Annotated in this window: 16 protein-coding genes; 9 read left to right on the top strand and 7 right to left on the bottom strand. The window is 43.7% G+C overall.

The window, feature by feature from the left end; all coding sequences use genetic code 11:
• Positions 1–38 precede the first annotated feature (38 nt).
• Positions 39–668 (top strand): response regulator, encoded by a 630-nt coding sequence (locus L2740_RS09045; protein WP_248949757.1) that lies wholly within the window; start codon positions 39–41, stop codon positions 666–668.
• Between the two features lie 69 nt (positions 669–737).
• Here L2740_RS09045 and L2740_RS09040 read toward each other — a convergent pair whose 3' ends face one another.
• Positions 738–1109: a YacL family protein gene (locus L2740_RS09040; protein WP_248949756.1), complete on the bottom strand. Its 372-nt coding sequence runs from the start codon at positions 1107–1109 to the stop codon at positions 738–740.
• A gap of 152 nt (positions 1110–1261) precedes the next feature.
• Entirely contained in the window at positions 1262–2026 is a 765-nt protein-coding gene (gene fkpA, locus L2740_RS09035) for an FKBP-type peptidyl-prolyl cis-trans isomerase (RefSeq protein ID WP_248949755.1), read from the bottom strand.
• A 483-nt stretch (positions 2027–2509) separates the two neighbouring features.
• On the opposite strand from fkpA, the gene L2740_RS09030 reads away from it, so the two are divergent.
• The 5 genes from L2740_RS09030 (at position 2510) to L2740_RS09010 (ending at position 8247) form a co-directional block, all read left to right on the top strand.
• Positions 2510–2722 carry a SlyX family protein gene (locus L2740_RS09030; protein ID WP_248949753.1) on the top strand — a complete coding sequence of 71 codons (213 nt, stop codon included), beginning with the start codon at positions 2510–2512 and terminating at the stop codon, positions 2720–2722.
• A gap of 275 nt (positions 2723–2997) precedes the next feature.
• Positions 2998–4365 (top strand): COG3014 family protein, encoded by a 1368-nt coding sequence (locus L2740_RS09025; protein WP_248949752.1) that lies wholly within the window; start codon positions 2998–3000, stop codon positions 4363–4365.
• Positions 4366–4388: 23 nt separating this feature from the next.
• On the top strand, positions 4389–4982 hold the full coding sequence (gene lpoB / locus L2740_RS09020) for a penicillin-binding protein activator LpoB (protein ID WP_174208590.1): 594 nt from the start codon (positions 4389–4391) through the stop codon (positions 4980–4982).
• A 148-nt stretch (positions 4983–5130) separates the two neighbouring features.
• Positions 5131–7770, top strand: a complete 2640-nt coding sequence (pepN, locus tag L2740_RS09015) for an aminopeptidase N (protein WP_420833520.1) — start codon at positions 5131–5133, stop codon at positions 7768–7770.
• A gap of 264 nt (positions 7771–8034) precedes the next feature.
• Positions 8035–8247: an ELKS/Rab6-interacting/CAST family protein gene (locus tag L2740_RS09010; RefSeq protein ID WP_248949751.1), complete on the top strand. Its 213-nt coding sequence runs from the start codon at positions 8035–8037 to the stop codon at positions 8245–8247.
• A gap of 69 nt (positions 8248–8316) precedes the next feature.
• Here L2740_RS09010 and L2740_RS09005 read toward each other — a convergent pair whose 3' ends face one another.
• Positions 8317–8877 carry a phosphoribosyltransferase gene (locus L2740_RS09005; protein ID WP_248949749.1) on the bottom strand — a complete coding sequence of 187 codons (561 nt, stop codon included), beginning with the start codon at positions 8875–8877 and terminating at the stop codon, positions 8317–8319.
• 373 nt (positions 8878–9250) lie between these two features.
• Positions 9251–11017: an alkaline phosphatase D family protein gene (locus tag L2740_RS09000; protein ID WP_248949748.1), complete on the bottom strand. Its 1767-nt coding sequence runs from the start codon at positions 11015–11017 to the stop codon at positions 9251–9253.
• 237 nt (positions 11018–11254) lie between these two features.
• Here L2740_RS09000 and L2740_RS08995 point away from each other — a divergent pair, with 237 nt between their 5' ends.
• Positions 11255–11731: a toxin-antitoxin system YwqK family antitoxin gene (locus tag L2740_RS08995; RefSeq protein ID WP_248949747.1), complete on the top strand. Its 477-nt coding sequence runs from the start codon at positions 11255–11257 to the stop codon at positions 11729–11731.
• A 66-nt stretch (positions 11732–11797) separates the two neighbouring features.
• The gene (locus L2740_RS08990) at positions 11798–13357 is read left to right on the top strand and encodes an ankyrin repeat domain-containing protein (RefSeq protein WP_248949745.1); all 1560 of its coding nucleotides are present in this window, start codon (positions 11798–11800) and stop codon (positions 13355–13357) included.
• 28 nt (positions 13358–13385) lie between these two features.
• On the opposite strand, the gene L2740_RS08985 is transcribed toward L2740_RS08990, so the two are convergent.
• Together L2740_RS08985 and L2740_RS08980 are read right to left on the bottom strand one after the other, a co-directional pair.
• Positions 13386–14528, bottom strand: coding sequence for an endonuclease/exonuclease/phosphatase family protein (locus L2740_RS08985; RefSeq protein WP_248949744.1), 1143 nt, complete (start codon positions 14526–14528; stop codon positions 13386–13388).
• 57 nt (positions 14529–14585) lie between these two features.
• A complete protein-coding gene (locus L2740_RS08980; RefSeq protein WP_248949743.1) occupies positions 14586–15527 on the bottom strand; it encodes a DUF808 domain-containing protein in 942 nt (313 codons plus the stop codon).
• A gap of 264 nt (positions 15528–15791) precedes the next feature.
• On the opposite strand from L2740_RS08980, the gene rpiA reads away from it, so the two are divergent.
• A complete protein-coding gene (gene rpiA, locus L2740_RS08975) occupies positions 15792–16451 on the top strand; it encodes a ribose-5-phosphate isomerase RpiA (RefSeq protein ID WP_248949742.1) in 660 nt (219 codons plus the stop codon).
• Between the two features lie 104 nt (positions 16452–16555).
• On the opposite strand, the gene L2740_RS08970 is transcribed toward rpiA, so the two are convergent.
• Entirely contained in the window at positions 16556–17170 is a 615-nt protein-coding gene (locus L2740_RS08970) for a LysE family translocator (protein ID WP_248949741.1), read from the bottom strand.
• Between the last annotated feature and the right edge of the window lie 167 nt (positions 17171–17337).

Here is a 17337-nt window from a genome sequence, read left to right as displayed (position 1 = left end):
GATTTACAGACGCTCTTTCCTCAGCAGGAGGCAGTAAAATGGGAAAACCCTATTCAGTGTTGGTGATCGACGATCATCCACTACTTCGTCGCGGGATCTGTCAGCTAGTGACCTCTGATTCAGACTTTACTCTTTTTGGTGAAGCAGGATCTGGATTAGACGCTATGTCTGCAGTCAGCGAGAGCGAACCAGACATTATATTGCTCGACCTTAATATGAAGGGCATGACAGGGTTAGATACGCTTAATGCTCTTAGGCAAGAAGGCGTCACTTCTCGCATTGTTATTTTGACCGTTTCCGATGCTAAGCAAGATGTTATTCGTTTAGTACGCGCAGGTGCAGACGGCTACCTTCTTAAAGATACTGAGCCAGATCTGTTACTCGATATGCTCAAAAAAACCATGCTTGGTCACCGCGTTATTAGCGACACAGTACAAGAGTATTTATCCGAGCTTAACAGCTCTGTAAATGAGCAAGAGTGGATCGAAAACTTAACCCCAAGAGAGCTCGAGATCTTGCAGCATTTAGCTGAAGGACAAAGTAATCGTATCGTGGCTGAACAGCTGCATATCAGCGAAGGCACAGTAAAGGTGCATGTGAAAAACTTACTGCGTAAAGCCAACGCTAAATCACGCACAGAAATGGCAGTTCGTTACTTAAACCAGTAAACGCTAGATAAAATTAAAGGCAGCTCATCGCTGCCTTTTTTGTGCATAAATAAATCTGAAGATCGGCAATCATTTTTCGTCGATAAAACGACGCCAGCTTAATATCACTTCATGGAAATCTTCTAAACCGCAAAACGCTTCAGACTCACCATCATAAAAAGACATCGATTCATCAAGCTCTTGGTCTTCGTTATCTTCAATATCATTAGCAAAAACTCGCGCCTGTTCGCTATCTAGCTCCAACGAGATAGCCTTACCCACTAAACGCCACTCATTGCCTTGACCGCCTTGTAAGCGTTCAATTTGCTGACAGATCTGTTCAAATAGTTCGCTATTATCAGCAAGCTCTTCCGACAACCAAAAGCCTAACGCTTCGTGGTCCATACTAAAACGCGCGAAAACCGTATCTGTGATGGTGTTGCGTAAAAATTCGTATTCCATATCCAGCTCAAAATTAAAATCTCTTTCAGAGATCATTTTAACCTATTAGTACGTCTATTGATGTGTTCTTTATGCAAATAAAAAAGGACGCTTAATGCGTCCTTCTTATTCATCATTATCAGGCCAACATTTTACAATGTCAGCGGCAATGATTAGTGAGCGTGAGCCGCTTCAGCAGCGCCAGCTTTTTCGATGTCTAGTAGTTCAACTTCAAATACTAGCGTTGAATTTGCAGGGATAGTACCTGTATCGCGATCGCCATATGCAAGTTCAGCTGGGATAACAAACTTGTACTTAGAACCCACTGACATTAGCTGTACGCCTTCAGTCCAACCAGGAATTACGCGGTTTAGTGGGAAAGTTGCTGGCTCGCCACGAGCTACAGAGCTATCAAACTCAGTACCATCAGTTAGCGTACCAACATAGTGAACTTTAACTGTGTCTTCAGCTACTGGCTTGTCACCTGTACCTTCAGTGATCACTTCGTACTGTAAACCAGAATCAGTTGTTACAACACCTTCTTTAGCTTTGTTAGCGTCTAGGAAAGCTTTGCTTTCAGCTGATGCTTTTTCTGCTAGTAATGCAGCTTGTGCTTGACGCTTTTCATTTAGCTTTTCATCAAGAGTTTGCAAAATAGTTTGCATCTCTTCTTGAGTCAGTTTTAGCTCGCTGTTTAGACCTTCGCTAAAACCAGTAACGATAAGTTCTCTATCAACTTTTAAACCAAGCTCTTCTTGCTCTTTAATGTGGCCAGCCATGTAGGTACCGATTGACGCACCAACACTGTATGCCTCTTTTTGAGCTTCAGTTTTCAACTCAACTGGAGCGGTAGCCGCAACAGCCTCTTGCTCTTGATTACAAGCTGTTAAACCAACAACGGCCAAGGCCACTAGTGAATATTTATAAATCGATTTCATTAAAGCTTCCTCAGCATTTACACGTGGTTACACTAACCTAATACTTTTATTTAGGCGAACCACTCTATACTAGTTAAATAGGTTATTCCAATCTGAACAGCGAAAAGCCCGTTAACTGAGATTAACCGTACTTTTTCAGACATATTAATCAATTATGTACAGTTACATATCAGTAGATATGGTTTGGCCTAATAACTTAGCAATGATTATCTTATTAGTCATCTAACAGACAGCAGAAATTTAGCCAAGTTCAGAGATTAGTAGCCAGAGTTTATCCTTTGTCAGCTTACATACAGCTTTTAGCTTAATAACTGCACAGGCTTGCACTCGAGTAAGTTTCTATAAACATAAGTAGATGCTGTATACTCAGCAGCATCAACCGTTATTAATTTGAGGAGCGATTATTCTCAAATTACCGTCTTGCATAAACAAGTACCGCTCTGGTATCTACGTGCAAAGACCCCTATCCATTACGAGGTTAACTTGGATAATTTAGAAAGCCGTGTCGAAGAGTTAGAAATGAAAGTCGCTTTCCAAGATGGCACTATTGAAGAGCTAGATCAGCAAGTGATTAAATTGAACAAGGCACTTGCCGAGCAACAAGATCAATTACGTATACTGGTTAATAAACTGCAGGCTGTTGAACCAAGTAATATGGCTAGCCAAGCTGATGAAACGCCACCGCCACATTATTAAACAATTAGTCACAACCTATCGTCATAGCTTGTATAAAACTAAGATGAATAACTTTAATCGGTCAAAATAGCCTTCAAATGTGCAATATTTATGCAACACTTAAAGGTATTCATCTTATGTTCAGCTTCATAACGCTATAAAAAGCCTTGAAATAACGCTCAGATATTATATGTTTTTATAAATTGACCAAGGTCTACTATCATCCCAAACGGTAAGTCTGATTGAGTCAATAACAACAAAGCTGGTATAACAATGCGAATTAAAGAGACTTGCTAATGAGAAGTTTTTTACTGCTAGCAACTATGATGCTAAGCCTAAGCGGCTGCGCGTTTAATAGCATTTTTATCAATTACCCTTCGCAAATTGCTCCCGTAAAAGCCCAGCTAAACTCTGCAACTCCGCAAAATGCCGCCAAGATAGTGGCCGATGAAATCAGTGGCGCTGACGGTTTACTCTATGCCCAAGAGGCTGGCCGTAGCGCACAAATTGCCGGTGACTTTACTAGTAGTAAGCAATACTACCAACAAGCCGTTGCAGCCTATAGCGCCTTCGATGACAAAGCAAAAGTCAGTCTAAGCGATGCTGGAGCCACAGCCAGTAGCCTATTTTTAAATGATAATGTTATTCCGTATCGTGGCCCAGGTTATGAGCGCATCATGCTGCACCAATACCAAGCTCTTAACTACTTATTTGCAGGCGACCCACAAGGTGCATTAGTTGAAGTTCGCCGTAGTAATGAGCTACAAAGCCAAGAGCAAGCAAGGTATCAAAAATCCAATAAGTCTGTGCAAGCTATGGCAAATGGCACCATAGACGCTGAAATGAACAAGCTTGGTAAAGCTGCTGGCAGCACCACAAGCTCATTCCTTAACGCCTATAGTTATTACACTACTGGCATGTTGCACGAAATTTTAGGCGAGCCAAATGACGCCTTTATTGACTACCGCAAAGCTGCGCAAATCAGTCCTAATAACCCTTACCTACAAAAAGATCTCGTCAGGCTTGCCAAAGAGTTATCCATGCCGCAATACGATGAGTTTAAAAAGCGTTGGGGGGACGCAGTTGAGCCAACCAAAGATCAAGGCCAAATGATAATCATGCTCGAACGTGGCTTTGTGCCTGAAAAGCAAAGTTTTACCGTGCCATTTACTATTGAAGGAAACTGGCAAACCGCCTCGTTAGCAACCTACTACCCCAATAGACAACCTGTGCGCCAAGGGCAAATTCAAGGTTTAGGCACTGTGTTAAAAACTGCGCCAATTGCCGATATCGACGCCTTAGCCATTACTGCGTTAAAAGAAGAACTGCCTGCCGCACTCGTTAGGCAAGCGGCGCGTATTTACGCCAAAGCTGAAATGGCACAAAGCGTTGAAAGTGAAACTAAAAAACGCCGCAATCAAACTGACTACGCCTCAATTGCTATGCAAATTTTTAATGTGGTCACCGAACAAGCCGACAGACGCAGTTGGCTAACTTTACCCGAGCAGGCTCAAATCGCTCGCTCATACGTTAAACCGGGCAGCTACTCGCTAATGCTCGACAACAACCCAGCCGATCCCATTGAAGTAAAAAGTGGCCGCACAACATTAGTGTGGATAATTGACACTGGCAATTACACCCGTTTTTATTCAATAATCATTTAGCAATCACTTGTATGGAATTAACTATGAAACATTTAAAAGTCGTTTTTATTCTTGCAGCAGTTATCGGTTTATCTGCCTGCCAATCAAAAGTTGAATACGGTGATGCCACTGAAGTGGAAACCGTTAACGAGAACTTCGGTTCTACCGATCTACAAGCTATCGCGGCTAAGATGGTCGACAGCATGCTGACTTTCCCGCCTGTTGTAGCAATGACAGCCAACGACCGCCCAATCATCTTTGTCGACAAAATTAAAAATAAGACCTCAGAGCACATTGATACTGAATCAGTTACTGATTCAATCAGTAACAAGCTACTACGCTCAGGCAAGTTCCGCTTTATCGACATGACTAAAGTTGATTCAGTGCGTAAGCAATTAGACTACCAAAACAATTCAGGCATGGTTGACCCATCAACCGCCATCAACTTTGGTCGTCAAATTGGTGCCCAGTACATGCTATACGGCAACCTATCTAGCATCGTTAAGCAAGATGGCAGCACCAAAGATGTGTATTACAAAATGACTATGCGCTTAATGGATCTAGAAACTGGTCTAATCGAATGGTCTGATGAAAAAGAAATTCGTAAAGTTAAGTCTAAATCTTTCTTAGGACTATAATTTTACCTCGGCTAATAGCCAATACACGAAAGCCAGCGTTAAGCTGGCTTTTTTATGCCTCAATAATGCTTTAGCCGTTACCAGAAATACGGTAACTTATGCCCTCTTCTATTAGCCATTAGATAAAAAAATAATAAAGGACGTTATTTTGAAGTTGTCGTTTCACGCTGCTATCGCTGCTGTTTTTAGCTTGTTCATCACCTCATCTATTGCTAGCGAAGCACAAAAGCTGCAACGTGATAACTCGCCTTATATTACTCAAGAGCAAGCAAGCCAGCGCTCGGACAGAATATCTGATGTGCACTACCAGCTCGATTTTACACTCACCGAACAAAGCGGTTTTAGCGGCATCACCAAAGTCAGCTTTGATCTTAGCGATAACGACCGCGCTCTGAGCTTAGATTTAAATCAAGCTGTGATTAAACGCTTTGTAATTAACGGCAAAAAGGTCTACCCCAACTATAACAACAGCTATATTAAGCTTAATCCTCGCCTGCTAAACAGCGGTAGCAATACCATTGAAGTTGAATACACTCGCCAATACAGTAATAACGGTGAAGGCCTACATCAGTTTATTGATCCCGTCGATAACAAGGTTTATTTATACTCCCACTTTGAACCTGCCGCCGCGCAGCAAATGTTTGCCGTATTTGATCAACCCGACCTTAAAGCCACCTTTCAGTTAAGCGTAACCGCACCAAAAGACTGGACCGTAATTAGTGCGATGAGAGAAAGCCAAATCACCGCCCAAGGTGAGCAGCGCCGTTGGCAGTTTCCACAGTCACCTAAGCTCAGCCCCTATAATTTCTCCATGCACGCGGGGCCGTATCATAGTTGGCAAGATAACTCAGGTAAGTATCCACTGCGCCTGTTTGCACGCCAATCTGTAGCCGACAAGGTTAATCAGCAAGACTGGTTTCGTTATACCCAGCAAGGGCTAAACTACTTTGATAACTACTTTGGTATCGAGTATCCATTTAAAAAGTACGATCAAGTTTTAGTACCGGACTTTCTCTACGGCGCAATGGAAAATGCTGCCGCTATCACTTATAGCGAAAGTCGCTTTCTTAGTGATAGCGAGATGACCCATGAGCAAAAAAAGCGTCTAGCAAATGTGATCATGCATGAAATGGCGCATCAATGGTTTGGCAACCTAGTCACAATGAAATGGTGGAATGGGCTTTGGCTAAACGAAAGCTTTGCTGCATTTATGGCAACCCAAGCCACCAGCCAAGCCACCGAGTTTAAAAATGCTTGGCGCAGCTTTTATGCTAATCAAAAGCAAAGTGCGTATCAGCTAGATAGCTCAGCAAGCACTCACCCTATTGAGGTCCCTGTTGCATCGAGCAAACATGCCTTCGATAACATCGACGCCATTACCTACTCAAAAGGCGCCGCCAGCTTAAAGCAGCTTAATCACTTGGTGAGCGAAAAGGTGTTTCAACAAGGCATTAATCATTATCTGACTAAATACCGTTATCAAAATGCCGAATTGGCAGACTTTATTAGTAGCCTAGAACAAGCCTCTAAACGCGATTTAAGCCAGTGGAGCCAAGACTGGTTATATCGAGCTGGCGTTAACACCATTGAAGCAGAGTTTAGCTGCAGTAATGGCCGCATCGACCGCTTCACCCTTAAACAAAGCGCAACCAATCCAGAGCACAACACTTTACGTGAGCAAAAAGTCTTGGTGGGCCTGTTTACCAATGGTCGCCGTCAACTGCATCACAATATTAGTATGCCAGTGAGTTATAGCGGCCAAAGCACAGAGGTCAGTAAGCTGGTAGGCCTACATTGCCCTGATTTGGTCTATCCCAACTATCAAGATTGGGGCTTTGTAAAAGTCAGCCTTGATCCCGTGTCATTTAAAACTGCGCAAACCAACCTAGCTAAAGTGCAAGACCCTTTCCTACGCTCTATGTTGTGGCAAAGCCTATGGGACAGCGTTGAGAACGGTAAATTAACCCTCAATGACTATATGGGCACAGTGTTAGTTAACCTACCGAAAGAGACTGACAATATCATCTTGGAACAAGTGCTTACTTCATTGACAAAAGCACGAGTACATCTTGATAAAATGCACCCAAGCAATCAGCGTTACGCCAAAATGTCTATTAGGGCTATAGAGCAAATGAGCTTGCGAAAAGTCATGGTGAACAGTGCTAACCGTGATGTTCAGCGCCGCTGGTTTAATACTTATATTGAGTTTGCCCGCAGTAAACAGGCATTAGATCATCTCGATACATTACTAAGCAAAACCGCAACGATTAAAGGATTAACATTCGACCAAGCTTTGCGCTGGGGCATGATAGTGCAGCTTAACCGACACGATCATCGCAATGCACGTTATTGGCTTAAACAAGAGCAAATTCGTGATAAGTCAGATAGTGGTCAAAAATCAGCGTTAGCAGCTGAGGCAGCACTTCCTGCGGCGGCGAAAAAGCGCCAATGGTTAACCCGAGTACAACAGCCAACCAATATGCCCTTTGCCAAAATACGCACCGTTATGGATAACCTTTATCCTAGTGAGCAAAAACGCTTAAGTGCGGCAACGGCAGAGCAGCGCCTAGTAACCTTGGCGCAGCTTGATAGCAGCAAAGGACCGGTATTTATGCGCAGCTACAATAGCGCCCTTATCCCAACGGATTGCACCTACGCGAGCATTAGCTCCCTTAAACAACTGCTAAGCGCCGAGCCGAACTTGTCGCCGCTCACCCAGCGCGCATTAAAAGATGCTATTCAGCAAGAGCAAACCTGCTTACTGATAAAAACCACCATGAAGCACTAGTGACCCCTCGCTAACTGTTATTCACTCGCTTTTGCTAAGCAATCGCTATTTATCAAACCAACACTAGACAGGCCGCGAGTTTATCGCGGCCTGTTTTATTCGCTCAACAATTGGGGAAATCAACGGCTTCAAAAGAGAGTAATCTACACTGTCGAGGTACAGGTAAAACCACTCTATCAAGCTGAATTTTAGCCACTATACTAGAAAGGCACTGCCAGTTTTTAACAATAAGACCAATCAATATAAAGAATAAGGGAGCAATTTATGGGGCCTTTTACTATCGCTGCGATTGCAATTGTCGCCGTGTTTTTATTGAAAGCATATAAAGAATATAACAAACAAAAAGGCCGGATTGATGCCGACGAATTAGTGCAGGTGAATAAAGAGCTCAAGGAGCTAAAAGAACGGGTAATGACCTTAGAAAAGATTGTCACAGATAAGTCTTATCAGCTGCATGATGAAATCGACAAGCTTTAACGACCAACAAAAAAGCCACCGTTTAAGGTGGCTTAGTATTAGCGTATCCCTTACAGGATCAATTAAGCATTATACAAATAGGTGCTTAATGTTTTTCAAGTCGCCCTTGCCTTCAGCAAGTTCTTCTGGCGATAAACCCGATACTTCATGCGGGAACACTAACCATTCGTCAGACTCATGGATAAAGTAGTCAGGCTTTAATGGTACAACCGTGTTTTGTGGCTTGTAGTATGGGCAAGCGATACGCACATCTTTAGGCATGTTTAAGCGCATTAAATCGCTTAAATTTTCCATTAATGCATGAATGCTGCGACCAGAGTCAAACACGTCATCAACAATCAATAGACCGTCGCCAGCGTTAGCGTTTTCAACAATGTAATGTAGACCGTGAACTTTGATCTGCTTACTTTGCTTATTGATGCCGTAATAAGATGAAGTACGTACTGCAATATGGTCAGTTTCAACTTCTTTAAAGTCAAAAAACTCTTGTACTGCGATACCGATTGGAGCGCCACCACGCCAAATGCCCACGATAAACTGCGGACGGAAGCCACTGTCATAAACTTGCGCAGCTAAACGAAATGAATCTTCTAGCAACTCTTGTGCGGTAATAAAGCGTTTCTCTGACATCTGACCGTCCCCATCTTGTTATTAATATCTAAATTAGGTCTTATACTTACCCGCGCTAAAAATTGCTTAGCTTAAGGCTATACCTAGCGACATTTATTCACTAAGAATAGAACAAAAATATAGGCTGATGAGTATAAAAGGCGAGTGATGAGTCTATTCCAAGATTGGCAATAGGCTCGTGTAAACCGCTAATAATCATTAACTGGTTAACATCTAAACACCCGGCGAATTTTGGAGGCGAATTTTATACTAGATTGAGTTTCATTGCTGCAAAAAAGCCAAAAAATTGCATCAGTGTCACCAAAAAAATAAGGCCACCAGCAAGGGCAGCCTTAATTTTGTCATCATGCAGTTATATTTTAGTTAGCAAGTATTAACTTGCAGCTTCAAGTGCATGGCTTCCCGCTTTAGTCACCATAGAAAAGTTACGCTCAACCGCCTCGGTAAATGCGCGAGTATAAATCGTATCGACATAACGCCAATCGCTACGCACCTCATCATGGGTAAATGTCAGCGTCATTAAACCGCGGTTCATTAAATTGGCATAGGCAAGGTTATCCACTAAACCCACTATCGCTTCCTCGGTTGCTGGAATATCCTTTTCATCAATGCCAAGATAATACTCAAGCCCAGGCGATGATACCGAGCTGGTTGCAAACTCAACGCCTACAGGCTCGCCGCCAGCATCTTTTAATACATTTGCCCAAGCATTGTGAGTATCACCTGCAATAACAACTAAGTTTTTACCCATAGATTTAGCCGTGGCTAACACCACTTCTCGCTCATAAGCATAACCATCCCATGCATCGAGGTTGTAAGGAATCGCTGGCAACTGCAGTAACGCCATCGCCTCTGGTGTCAGCTTGTCTGCAAAAAACGCTAAATAAGTTAGCTCATCTTCGGTTAAGGTCGGGTCGCCTGCGGCTTGTCTGGCTGCGATTTGCGCCAGTGCTGCTAATTGGCCAAATTCAGGAATAGACAACTGCTGGGTCGCAATGGCAGCAGGAAGCATCATTTGCCCCATCAACACTTGCTGACCTAGTACTTGCCACTTAGCCGTTGAGGTTAGCAATGCGGTTTGCAGCCAAGCTTGCTGCTCTTGCCCTAACATAGTGCGGTTAGTGTCGGTCACATCGGCCATAAAGCGAGCGCTATCTAAGCCGCCTGTGGCTGGGTCCATATATTCTGCGTAATCCAGTGGTTTGTCACGGCCAAGTAGTCGCGTATCAAGCATGTGCAAATCAACTAAGTCACCAAACTGGAACGAGCGGTAAATTTCCTCATTATTACCCTCACGCCAAGGTCTAATTGGCAACCATTCAAAATAGGCCTGTAATGCCGCCTCTTTACGGGCGTCAAAGTCACCTTCGCCATCATTGTGGTTTTCCGCGCCGTCACGCCAGCTATCATTAGCCACTTCATGGTCGTCCCACACCGTAATAAACGGGGTTTTTCCATGGAGTTTTTGTAGGCTTAAATCACTACGGTACTGACCATAACGGGTACGGTAATCACTAAGACTAAATAGTTCGCCCTCAGGTAATACTTCACGTTGCATTTCCGCCGCACGTTCACTGGCGTATTCGCCGCGGGCATATTCATAAATATAATCGCCAAGATGAATCACCGCATCTAAGTCATCCATTCTTGACGCCATCTCATAAACATTGAAATAACCGGCAGGGAAATTAGCACATGACATAACAGCCAACTTAACGCTATCAATTGCACCTTGAGGCAAGGTTTTCGTCATGCCAGCTTGTGAGGTTTTACTGCCGGTTTTAAAGCGGTAAAAATACTTCGTACCCGCTTCTAACCCAACAGCATCGACTTTAACGGTATAGTCGCGTTCGCTATTGGTGATGGTGTCACCGCTGACCACCAGCTGACTAAAATCTGAATCGGTTGCCACCTCCCAAGCGACTTTGATATCACCGTCAACTTCAGGGGTGACTCGAGTCCAAATGATCACTGCCTCATGGCTTGGGTCGCCACTAGCGAGTCCATGTAAGAACTCAGCATAAATGCCATTGTTGTCATCGTCACTGCTACAGCCCATTAAGCCATAAGATACAACGGCAGCGCCCACACCTTTAGCCGACATAGCCAAAAAGTCTCTACGAGTTACAGGTCGTTTCATTGTTATTATTCCTTTAATATTAGCGTTCTAGTTTTATTGACCCGACATGTGGTACGAGGTCTAATCAGATCAGATACTAAAGCACCACCATGACACGAAGAAGACAAAGATGTAAACCACTTGTTAAATACCAACTAATTTAACTGGTAAGCAACTTCGCTCAGCAAAGCATCAATAAAATTTAGTGCTATTCCACCTTAAAAGGAGCAAAGGATAATGTGTAGGGCATTTTCGATATTGGCAGTATTAATTACGTTAATTAGCGGTTGCAGCAGCTCAGAGCAAATAGCTCTCTATGACGACTTAGAGCAAAGAGGTGGTGCAATCTACTATCAAGACGCTCTCTATACGGGAATAGTAATCCATAAGGACAGCCAGCAAAGGATCAAGGCTAAAGGTTACCTTCGTGATGGTCTGCTTCAAGGAGAAGTTGTCAGCTATGACATCTATGCCAGAGTAACCAGAACCGAGCACTTTAAAGATGGCAAACCGCACGGAGTCCTAACCCAGTTTTATGAAGATGGCACCATAGAAGAACAAGGCCAATTTGAGGATGGACAAGCTGTCGGTAAATGGCTGCTTTATTATAAAAGTGGCGCCCTCGCTCGTGAGTCTTTCCACAAAAATGATCGACCAGAAGGAAAGTGGACATATTTTAATGAAGACGGAACCATCAAAGAAATAAGAACTTATAAAAACGGACAGCAGATTTAAATATTGTGCTGCCAAGCAATTACCATTGATTGGCAGCTATTGCACACGGATATTTTAGGAGACAACGTGAGACGCCTAACCGCAGTAATCATGCTAGGCCTTGTGCTTGGCGGCTGTGCGCAATCATCTAATGCGCCAAAACCTGAGCAAACAAATCAAGCCACAATTCCCTCCTCTGCCAATAGCTTGAGTGAAGGTGAGCTTAACGCCGCTACTGAGGCAATGATTTCAGCTATAGAGCAAAACGACATAACAACATTTACTCGTCTGTTAGCAAGCTCACCTAGCCAAAGCCTTAATCCTAAAGATGGTTATAGCCCTCTATATCTCGCAATTACCATGCGCCACCCTGAGCTTGTCAAACCATTACTTGATGCCGGAGCGGATCCTAACCTCGGTAATCAATTTTCTGGCTATCAAACACCGCTAATGTTTGCCATTTTTAACGTCGACATTGACAGTTTCAAACAGCTCTTAGTCAATGGCGCCAAGCCAAATGGTGTCGATTATAAAGGCCTTTCGGCCCTGCATTACTTAGCTCAAAATCGCTGTGGTAGCTGTTTACCAAGAGATGAATTTAATCAACAAGCATTGGCTTTACTTATTGAGTATGGCGCCAATATCAACCAGCAAGATAATGAAGGTGAAAGCCCTGCCTTTGTTGCCGCAAAATATAACAATATTCCCATGCTCACGGCGTTAGCGGCTCAAGGTGCCGATTTAGATCTGCTCACTGAAAGGGGTATTTCTGCGCTAATACAAGCAATCGATTTTAATCAACCAGAAATCGTAGCGGCGTTACTCAGTTTAGGCGCTAATGTTGATGCTAAAACCTATCGTGATACGACACCGTTAATGGACGCTTTACTCAGAAGAGAAAGCCGCCAACCGATAATAGATAATTTGATTGCCGCGGGGGCGGATGTAAATAGTCATGGCGCGGAAGCAACTCCGTTAGTTATCGCAGTTGAAAGCAATAATATTGAGCAAGTTAACCAGTTAGTTGCCGCTGGAGCCGCCCCTTCATTGGCAACCCTTGAGGGCTATACCACACCGCTAATGTCAGCCATTTATATTCAAAGCAATCCAATGATTGAGCGACTTTTACAACTTGGTGCAGATCCAAATCAACAAGATATTCAAGCTGCCTCTCCGCTTAGGTACGCCATCGCCCTTAAAAACCAAGCAGCGGTAAAACTATTAATCGAGGCTGGCGCTGATATCAATGAGCTCACTAAGCAGCACTGGACACCACTTGCTACCGCCATTGATATCAACAACCTTGAAATCGCTACACTCTTGCTAGCCAAAGGTGCCGATAGCAATATTAGCGACAGTTATGGTGACTGGCCGCCAATGGTGCTAGCTAGCAGCAAGCTAGACTTGCCCATGCTGTCGTTACTGATGGATAACGAAGCCGAGATTAAACGCACTAATTTAAATGGCAATAATGCGCTGCATATTGCAGTGCTCAATATTGAGCAGTTAGACGACAATGCCAAACAGATTATCAAGGCGCTAATTAACTATGGTGCCGATCTACACGCTGTAAACAACTCAGGTAAAACAGCATTAGATTATGCCGACTCCAAACCTGAATTATTGAAGTTTTTACAGCAGTTTTAATCGCTACTGGTGGAGAACTCACTACAAACTAGCTTCTAATACGTAAGGTACAAACAACCGGAGCGTGATCGCTACTTTGGCTATCACGCTCAAAGCTTGGGTTAACTAAATGCCTGTCTTCGGTGTGATAATCACAAACCTCGGCGACGCTATTATCAAAACTGGGATCAAAATCTGCTGACAATAAGATGTAATCCAGCACATTACCACTGGCTCCGTAGTAGTGAGTAGGCGCTCTCGACGCCCGTGCTTTTGCCAGCATTCGCTCTTCTTCCGCTGCAATTTCATCAGCGCTGGCATCGCTAGTCTTTTCGCCAAATAAATCCTGCAAACCTTGCTGAAATAGCTTGTACGCATCGGTTAATGGGTAACTCGCTAGCTCGCCAAGCCCCTCTTTTTCAAAACGTAATTCGCGAGTGGTTAATGCTGATAATACCGAACTGCTGAGTTCTTCATTAAAATCGCCCATTAACACCATAGGTTGATTAGTCTCTATTCGTCTTTGCAGCATAGTATGAAACAACAGTGCCGCTTCACTGCCGCGCTGAATACTCGACGCCCATTGGCCAAGGCTATTACGCCCTAACAACTCGCCAAAATTGACTAAAGGCGACGCTGTAGCTGCCCCTTTTTGCTGTACTAGCTTTGATTGTACAAACTTGGGCGGAGGCAGTTCATCCAGATGCGGCCGTTTAGATTTAAAGTGCACCACGTAAACATCGCAATGGCCAATCTGGGGTAATTTAACCGTGGCGCGAAGTGGTTTGCGGCTAAATGCAAAGTCAGCATTTAGCCCAAGTCCATTGATGTACTCAGGCTCAGCTTCAATTGCTGTCACTTCAGTAAATGGGTATTTAGAAGCCAAAGCGACCACAGGATCACGACAAATATAATCGTCAATCACTGTTGGTTCGCCCACTACGGCAAAGTGCTCATAGCCTAAAGCCTGCATTTGTTCAGCCAGTGCCTCTGCCGAAAACACCTCTTGCAAACCAATAATATCGGGTTGCTGCTGCGCTAGAAAATCTGCCAACCAGGCTTGCTTTTTTTGCCATTGTTCAGCGCTATAGATATTTTCAAAATCGTAATAGGCCAGCGGCGGCTCAATGTAATTAAACAGGTTAAAACTTGCGAGTTTTATCCTATTTGTTTTGCTGCTTGTATTTGCCATATTTGCCTTTTACAAATGGAGTTGTGGACTAATATAAAACACAGCTCATAGCTAGAGCTAACTCTGAGCGCTTTTATCGCCTTTCAGTTTAGTCACCAGCTGCATCAACAATACTGCTATCGCACCAGCAACAACACCAAATAATGCATTTAAAATGCTCGGAGTGATAAATGCCACCAAAGGGCCGACAAAATCAAAGGCGGCAACCCAAGTCGCTGCTGCGCTAATTTTATCGCCAATCCAGTGCCAGCCATGAGTTAAAATACCGCCGCCGACCATAAACATGGCAATAGTGCCAACAACCGATAAAGTTTTCATCAAATATGGCGCCGAGCTTAATAGCATGAAGCCAAAGCGACGTTTAAAACTCGCCCAAGCACTCTCACCTGGGCGCTGACTCAAATACAGCCCTGCATCATCAAGCTTCACAATGCCAGCCACTAAGCCATATACGCCGATTGTCATCACAATCGCGATAACGCTTAAGGTAAAAAACTGCGTGCTTAGGCTCTTGTCAGCCACAATGCCTAAAGTGATAGCGATGATCTCTGCCGATAGCACAAAGTCGGTGCGAATCGCCCCTTTGACCTTGTTTTTCTCATACTCTTTAACATCTGTTATCGGCTCTTCACTTGCATCGGTATCCACTTGCGGATGCTTCTTCGCTGAGTAGCTATGATAGATTTTCTCAAAGCCTTCATAGCACAGAAATAAACCGCCAAACATCAGCAGCGGCGTCACAGCCCAGGGAATAAACGCGCTAATAAGCATTGCTGCAGGCACTAAAATGCACTTATTTTTAAATGAACCCAGCGCCACAGCCCACACTACTGGTAACTCGCGGTCAGCACTCACGCCAGTAACTTGCTGAGCATTTAAGGCTAAATCGTCCCCAAGCACCCCCGCGGTTTTACGAGCGGCAATTTTACTCATTGCAGCGACATCATCTAAAATCGTGGCAATGTCATCCAGTAAGGTTAATAAGCTTGCGCCAGCCATAATGACTCCTGTGTGTTGTGCATTTACAGCACTAAAAAATCCGTCTCAACAAAACCTAGATTAAGGTTATCTGTGCAAAGTAGCCTACTAATGCTAAATAATCTAATGACAATATAATGTTAGCTAACTCTACTTTTGCCGTTAGCTAAATGTTTAGCCAAAATCCGCCAAAAATACAGCCCCACTCTTACTGCTAAACGAGTATACTGTCGCCAATATTTTTAACCTTGCCTATAACTTTATCTTTAAATAAGGGATTTCATAATGACCCAAGATGAAATGAAAAAAGCTGCCGGTTGGGCTGCTCTGCAGTACGTAGAAGAAAACAGCATTGTTGGCGTAGGAACAGGTTCAACTGTGAACCACTTTATTGATGCACTCGCAACCATGAAATTTGATATTCAAGGCGCGGTATCAAGCTCTGAAGCATCAACTGAGAAAATGAAAGCCCTAGGTATTCCGGTTTTCGACCTAAACAGTGTCAATGAGTTATCTGTTTATGTTGATGGCGCTGATGAAATCAACAGCAAAATGGATATGATCAAAGGCGGCGGTGCTGCACTGACTCGCGAGAAAATCGTTGCCGCGGTAGCAGACAAGTTTGTGTGTATCGTTGATAACACTAAGCAAGTCGATATTCTTGGTGAGTTCCCACTGCCAATCGAAGTGATCCCAATGGCGCGCTCATATGTGGCTCGCCAAATCGTTAAGCTTGGCGGCGACCCTGTTTACCGTGAAGGTTGTGTAACTGACAACGGCAACATCATTCTAGATGTATACAACATGAAAATCATGAAGCCAAAAGAGCTAGAAGAGCAAATCGACGGTATCGTTGGTGTGGTAACTAACGGCTTATTCGCTAAGCGCGGTGCAGATGTATTATTAGTCGGCACTCCAGATGGCGTGAAAACCGTTACCTTCTAATAGTTATGCTTGATTAACAAGCCAAAAAGCCACTCATTGAGTGGCTTTTTTAATGGCTAGCTATAGCAATAGCCAAGAGCCAAAAATCAGAAATCAGAAACGCCTTAATTGTTGTATAACGGTAAGCTTGCACCAATCACAGTAAATAAGCCGCCACAACATTGATTAAAACGCTTGCCAGAACGTGCCAGCCACGGGCGGATTTTAGTCGCCACATTGGCAATTAAATACTCCACCGCAAACTCTACCACTGCAAATGTAGCGGCCATCACTATAAACTGGCTAACGAGTGACAGCTTTGGATCAATAAACTGCGGTAAAAACGCGCCGAAGAATAACAATACCTTTGGGTTGGTTATCGCAGCTAATGCCCCTTGCCTAAATAAAGCAAAATGACTGACAACTTGCGCCTTAGCAATAGGTTTTAACTCCATTGCTGGTGAGCGCCAAATACGAATCCCCAGCCATATTAGGTACAAACCACCTATCCATTTAAACAGCAATAAAAAGTCCGTTGAAGCCAGCAACAAGGCCCCAATCCCAAACATTGCCAAGCCAATCACCAACACAAAACCGAGTACCCCGCCGGTAATGGTGAACAACGTCTTTTTATGACCATACATGACCCCGTGAGTCAGAGCCAGCAAGCCATTCGGCCCGGGAGCGAGCGATAAACCAATCACTGCAACCAAATAAATTAACCAAGTCTCTAATGCCATACCTTTACCCTAAATTTAAGCCATACCAGCTGTTTAATTTGCGGATTATAAACAGCGCTTAAGCACAACACGCGAGGCAAATTAGCCAAAATAAGGTAATATTTAGACATTCATTTATGCAACAGCAGTAATTACTTTGTCACCTAGCCAAGTCATCGAATCCCTCA

Source organism: Shewanella pneumatophori (assembly GCF_023283895.1).
GTDB lineage: Bacteria > Pseudomonadota > Gammaproteobacteria > Enterobacterales > Shewanellaceae > Shewanella > Shewanella pneumatophori.
The sequence above is the reverse complement of the archived record's forward strand: the minus strand, read 5'-3'. Positions and strand labels throughout refer to the sequence as shown.

Excerpts from the sequence above, each read along its gene's own strand:
- L2740_RS08970 (WP_248949741.1), bottom strand. The coding sequence starts at position 17,170 with ATGGCATTAGAGACTTGGTTAATTTATTTGGTTGCAGTGATTGGTTTA.
- L2740_RS09040 (WP_248949756.1), bottom strand. The coding sequence starts at position 1,109 with ATGGAATACGAATTTTTACGCAACACCATCACAGATACGGTTTTCGCG.
- L2740_RS09045 (WP_248949757.1), top strand. The coding sequence starts at position 39 with ATGGGAAAACCCTATTCAGTGTTGGTGATCGACGATCATCCACTACTT.
- L2740_RS09000 (WP_248949748.1), bottom strand. The coding sequence starts at position 11,017 with ATGAAACGACCTGTAACTCGTAGAGACTTTTTGGCTATGTCGGCTAAA.
- L2740_RS09005 (WP_248949749.1), bottom strand. The coding sequence starts at position 8,877 with ATGTCAGAGAAACGCTTTATTACCGCACAAGAGTTGCTAGAAGATTCA.
- fkpA (WP_248949755.1), bottom strand. The coding sequence starts at position 2,026 with ATGAAATCGATTTATAAATATTCACTAGTGGCCTTGGCCGTTGTTGGT.
- L2740_RS08980 (WP_248949743.1), bottom strand. The coding sequence starts at position 15,527 with ATGGCTGGCGCAAGCTTATTAACCTTACTGGATGACATTGCCACGATT.
- rpiA (WP_248949742.1), top strand. The coding sequence starts at position 15,792 with ATGACCCAAGATGAAATGAAAAAAGCTGCCGGTTGGGCTGCTCTGCAG.
- L2740_RS09025 (WP_248949752.1), top strand. The coding sequence starts at position 2,998 with ATGAGAAGTTTTTTACTGCTAGCAACTATGATGCTAAGCCTAAGCGGC.
- lpoB (WP_174208590.1), top strand. The coding sequence starts at position 4,389 with ATGAAACATTTAAAAGTCGTTTTTATTCTTGCAGCAGTTATCGGTTTA.
- L2740_RS09010 (WP_248949751.1), top strand. The coding sequence starts at position 8,035 with ATGGGGCCTTTTACTATCGCTGCGATTGCAATTGTCGCCGTGTTTTTA.
- L2740_RS08985 (WP_248949744.1), bottom strand. The coding sequence starts at position 14,528 with ATGGCAAATACAAGCAGCAAAACAAATAGGATAAAACTCGCAAGTTTT.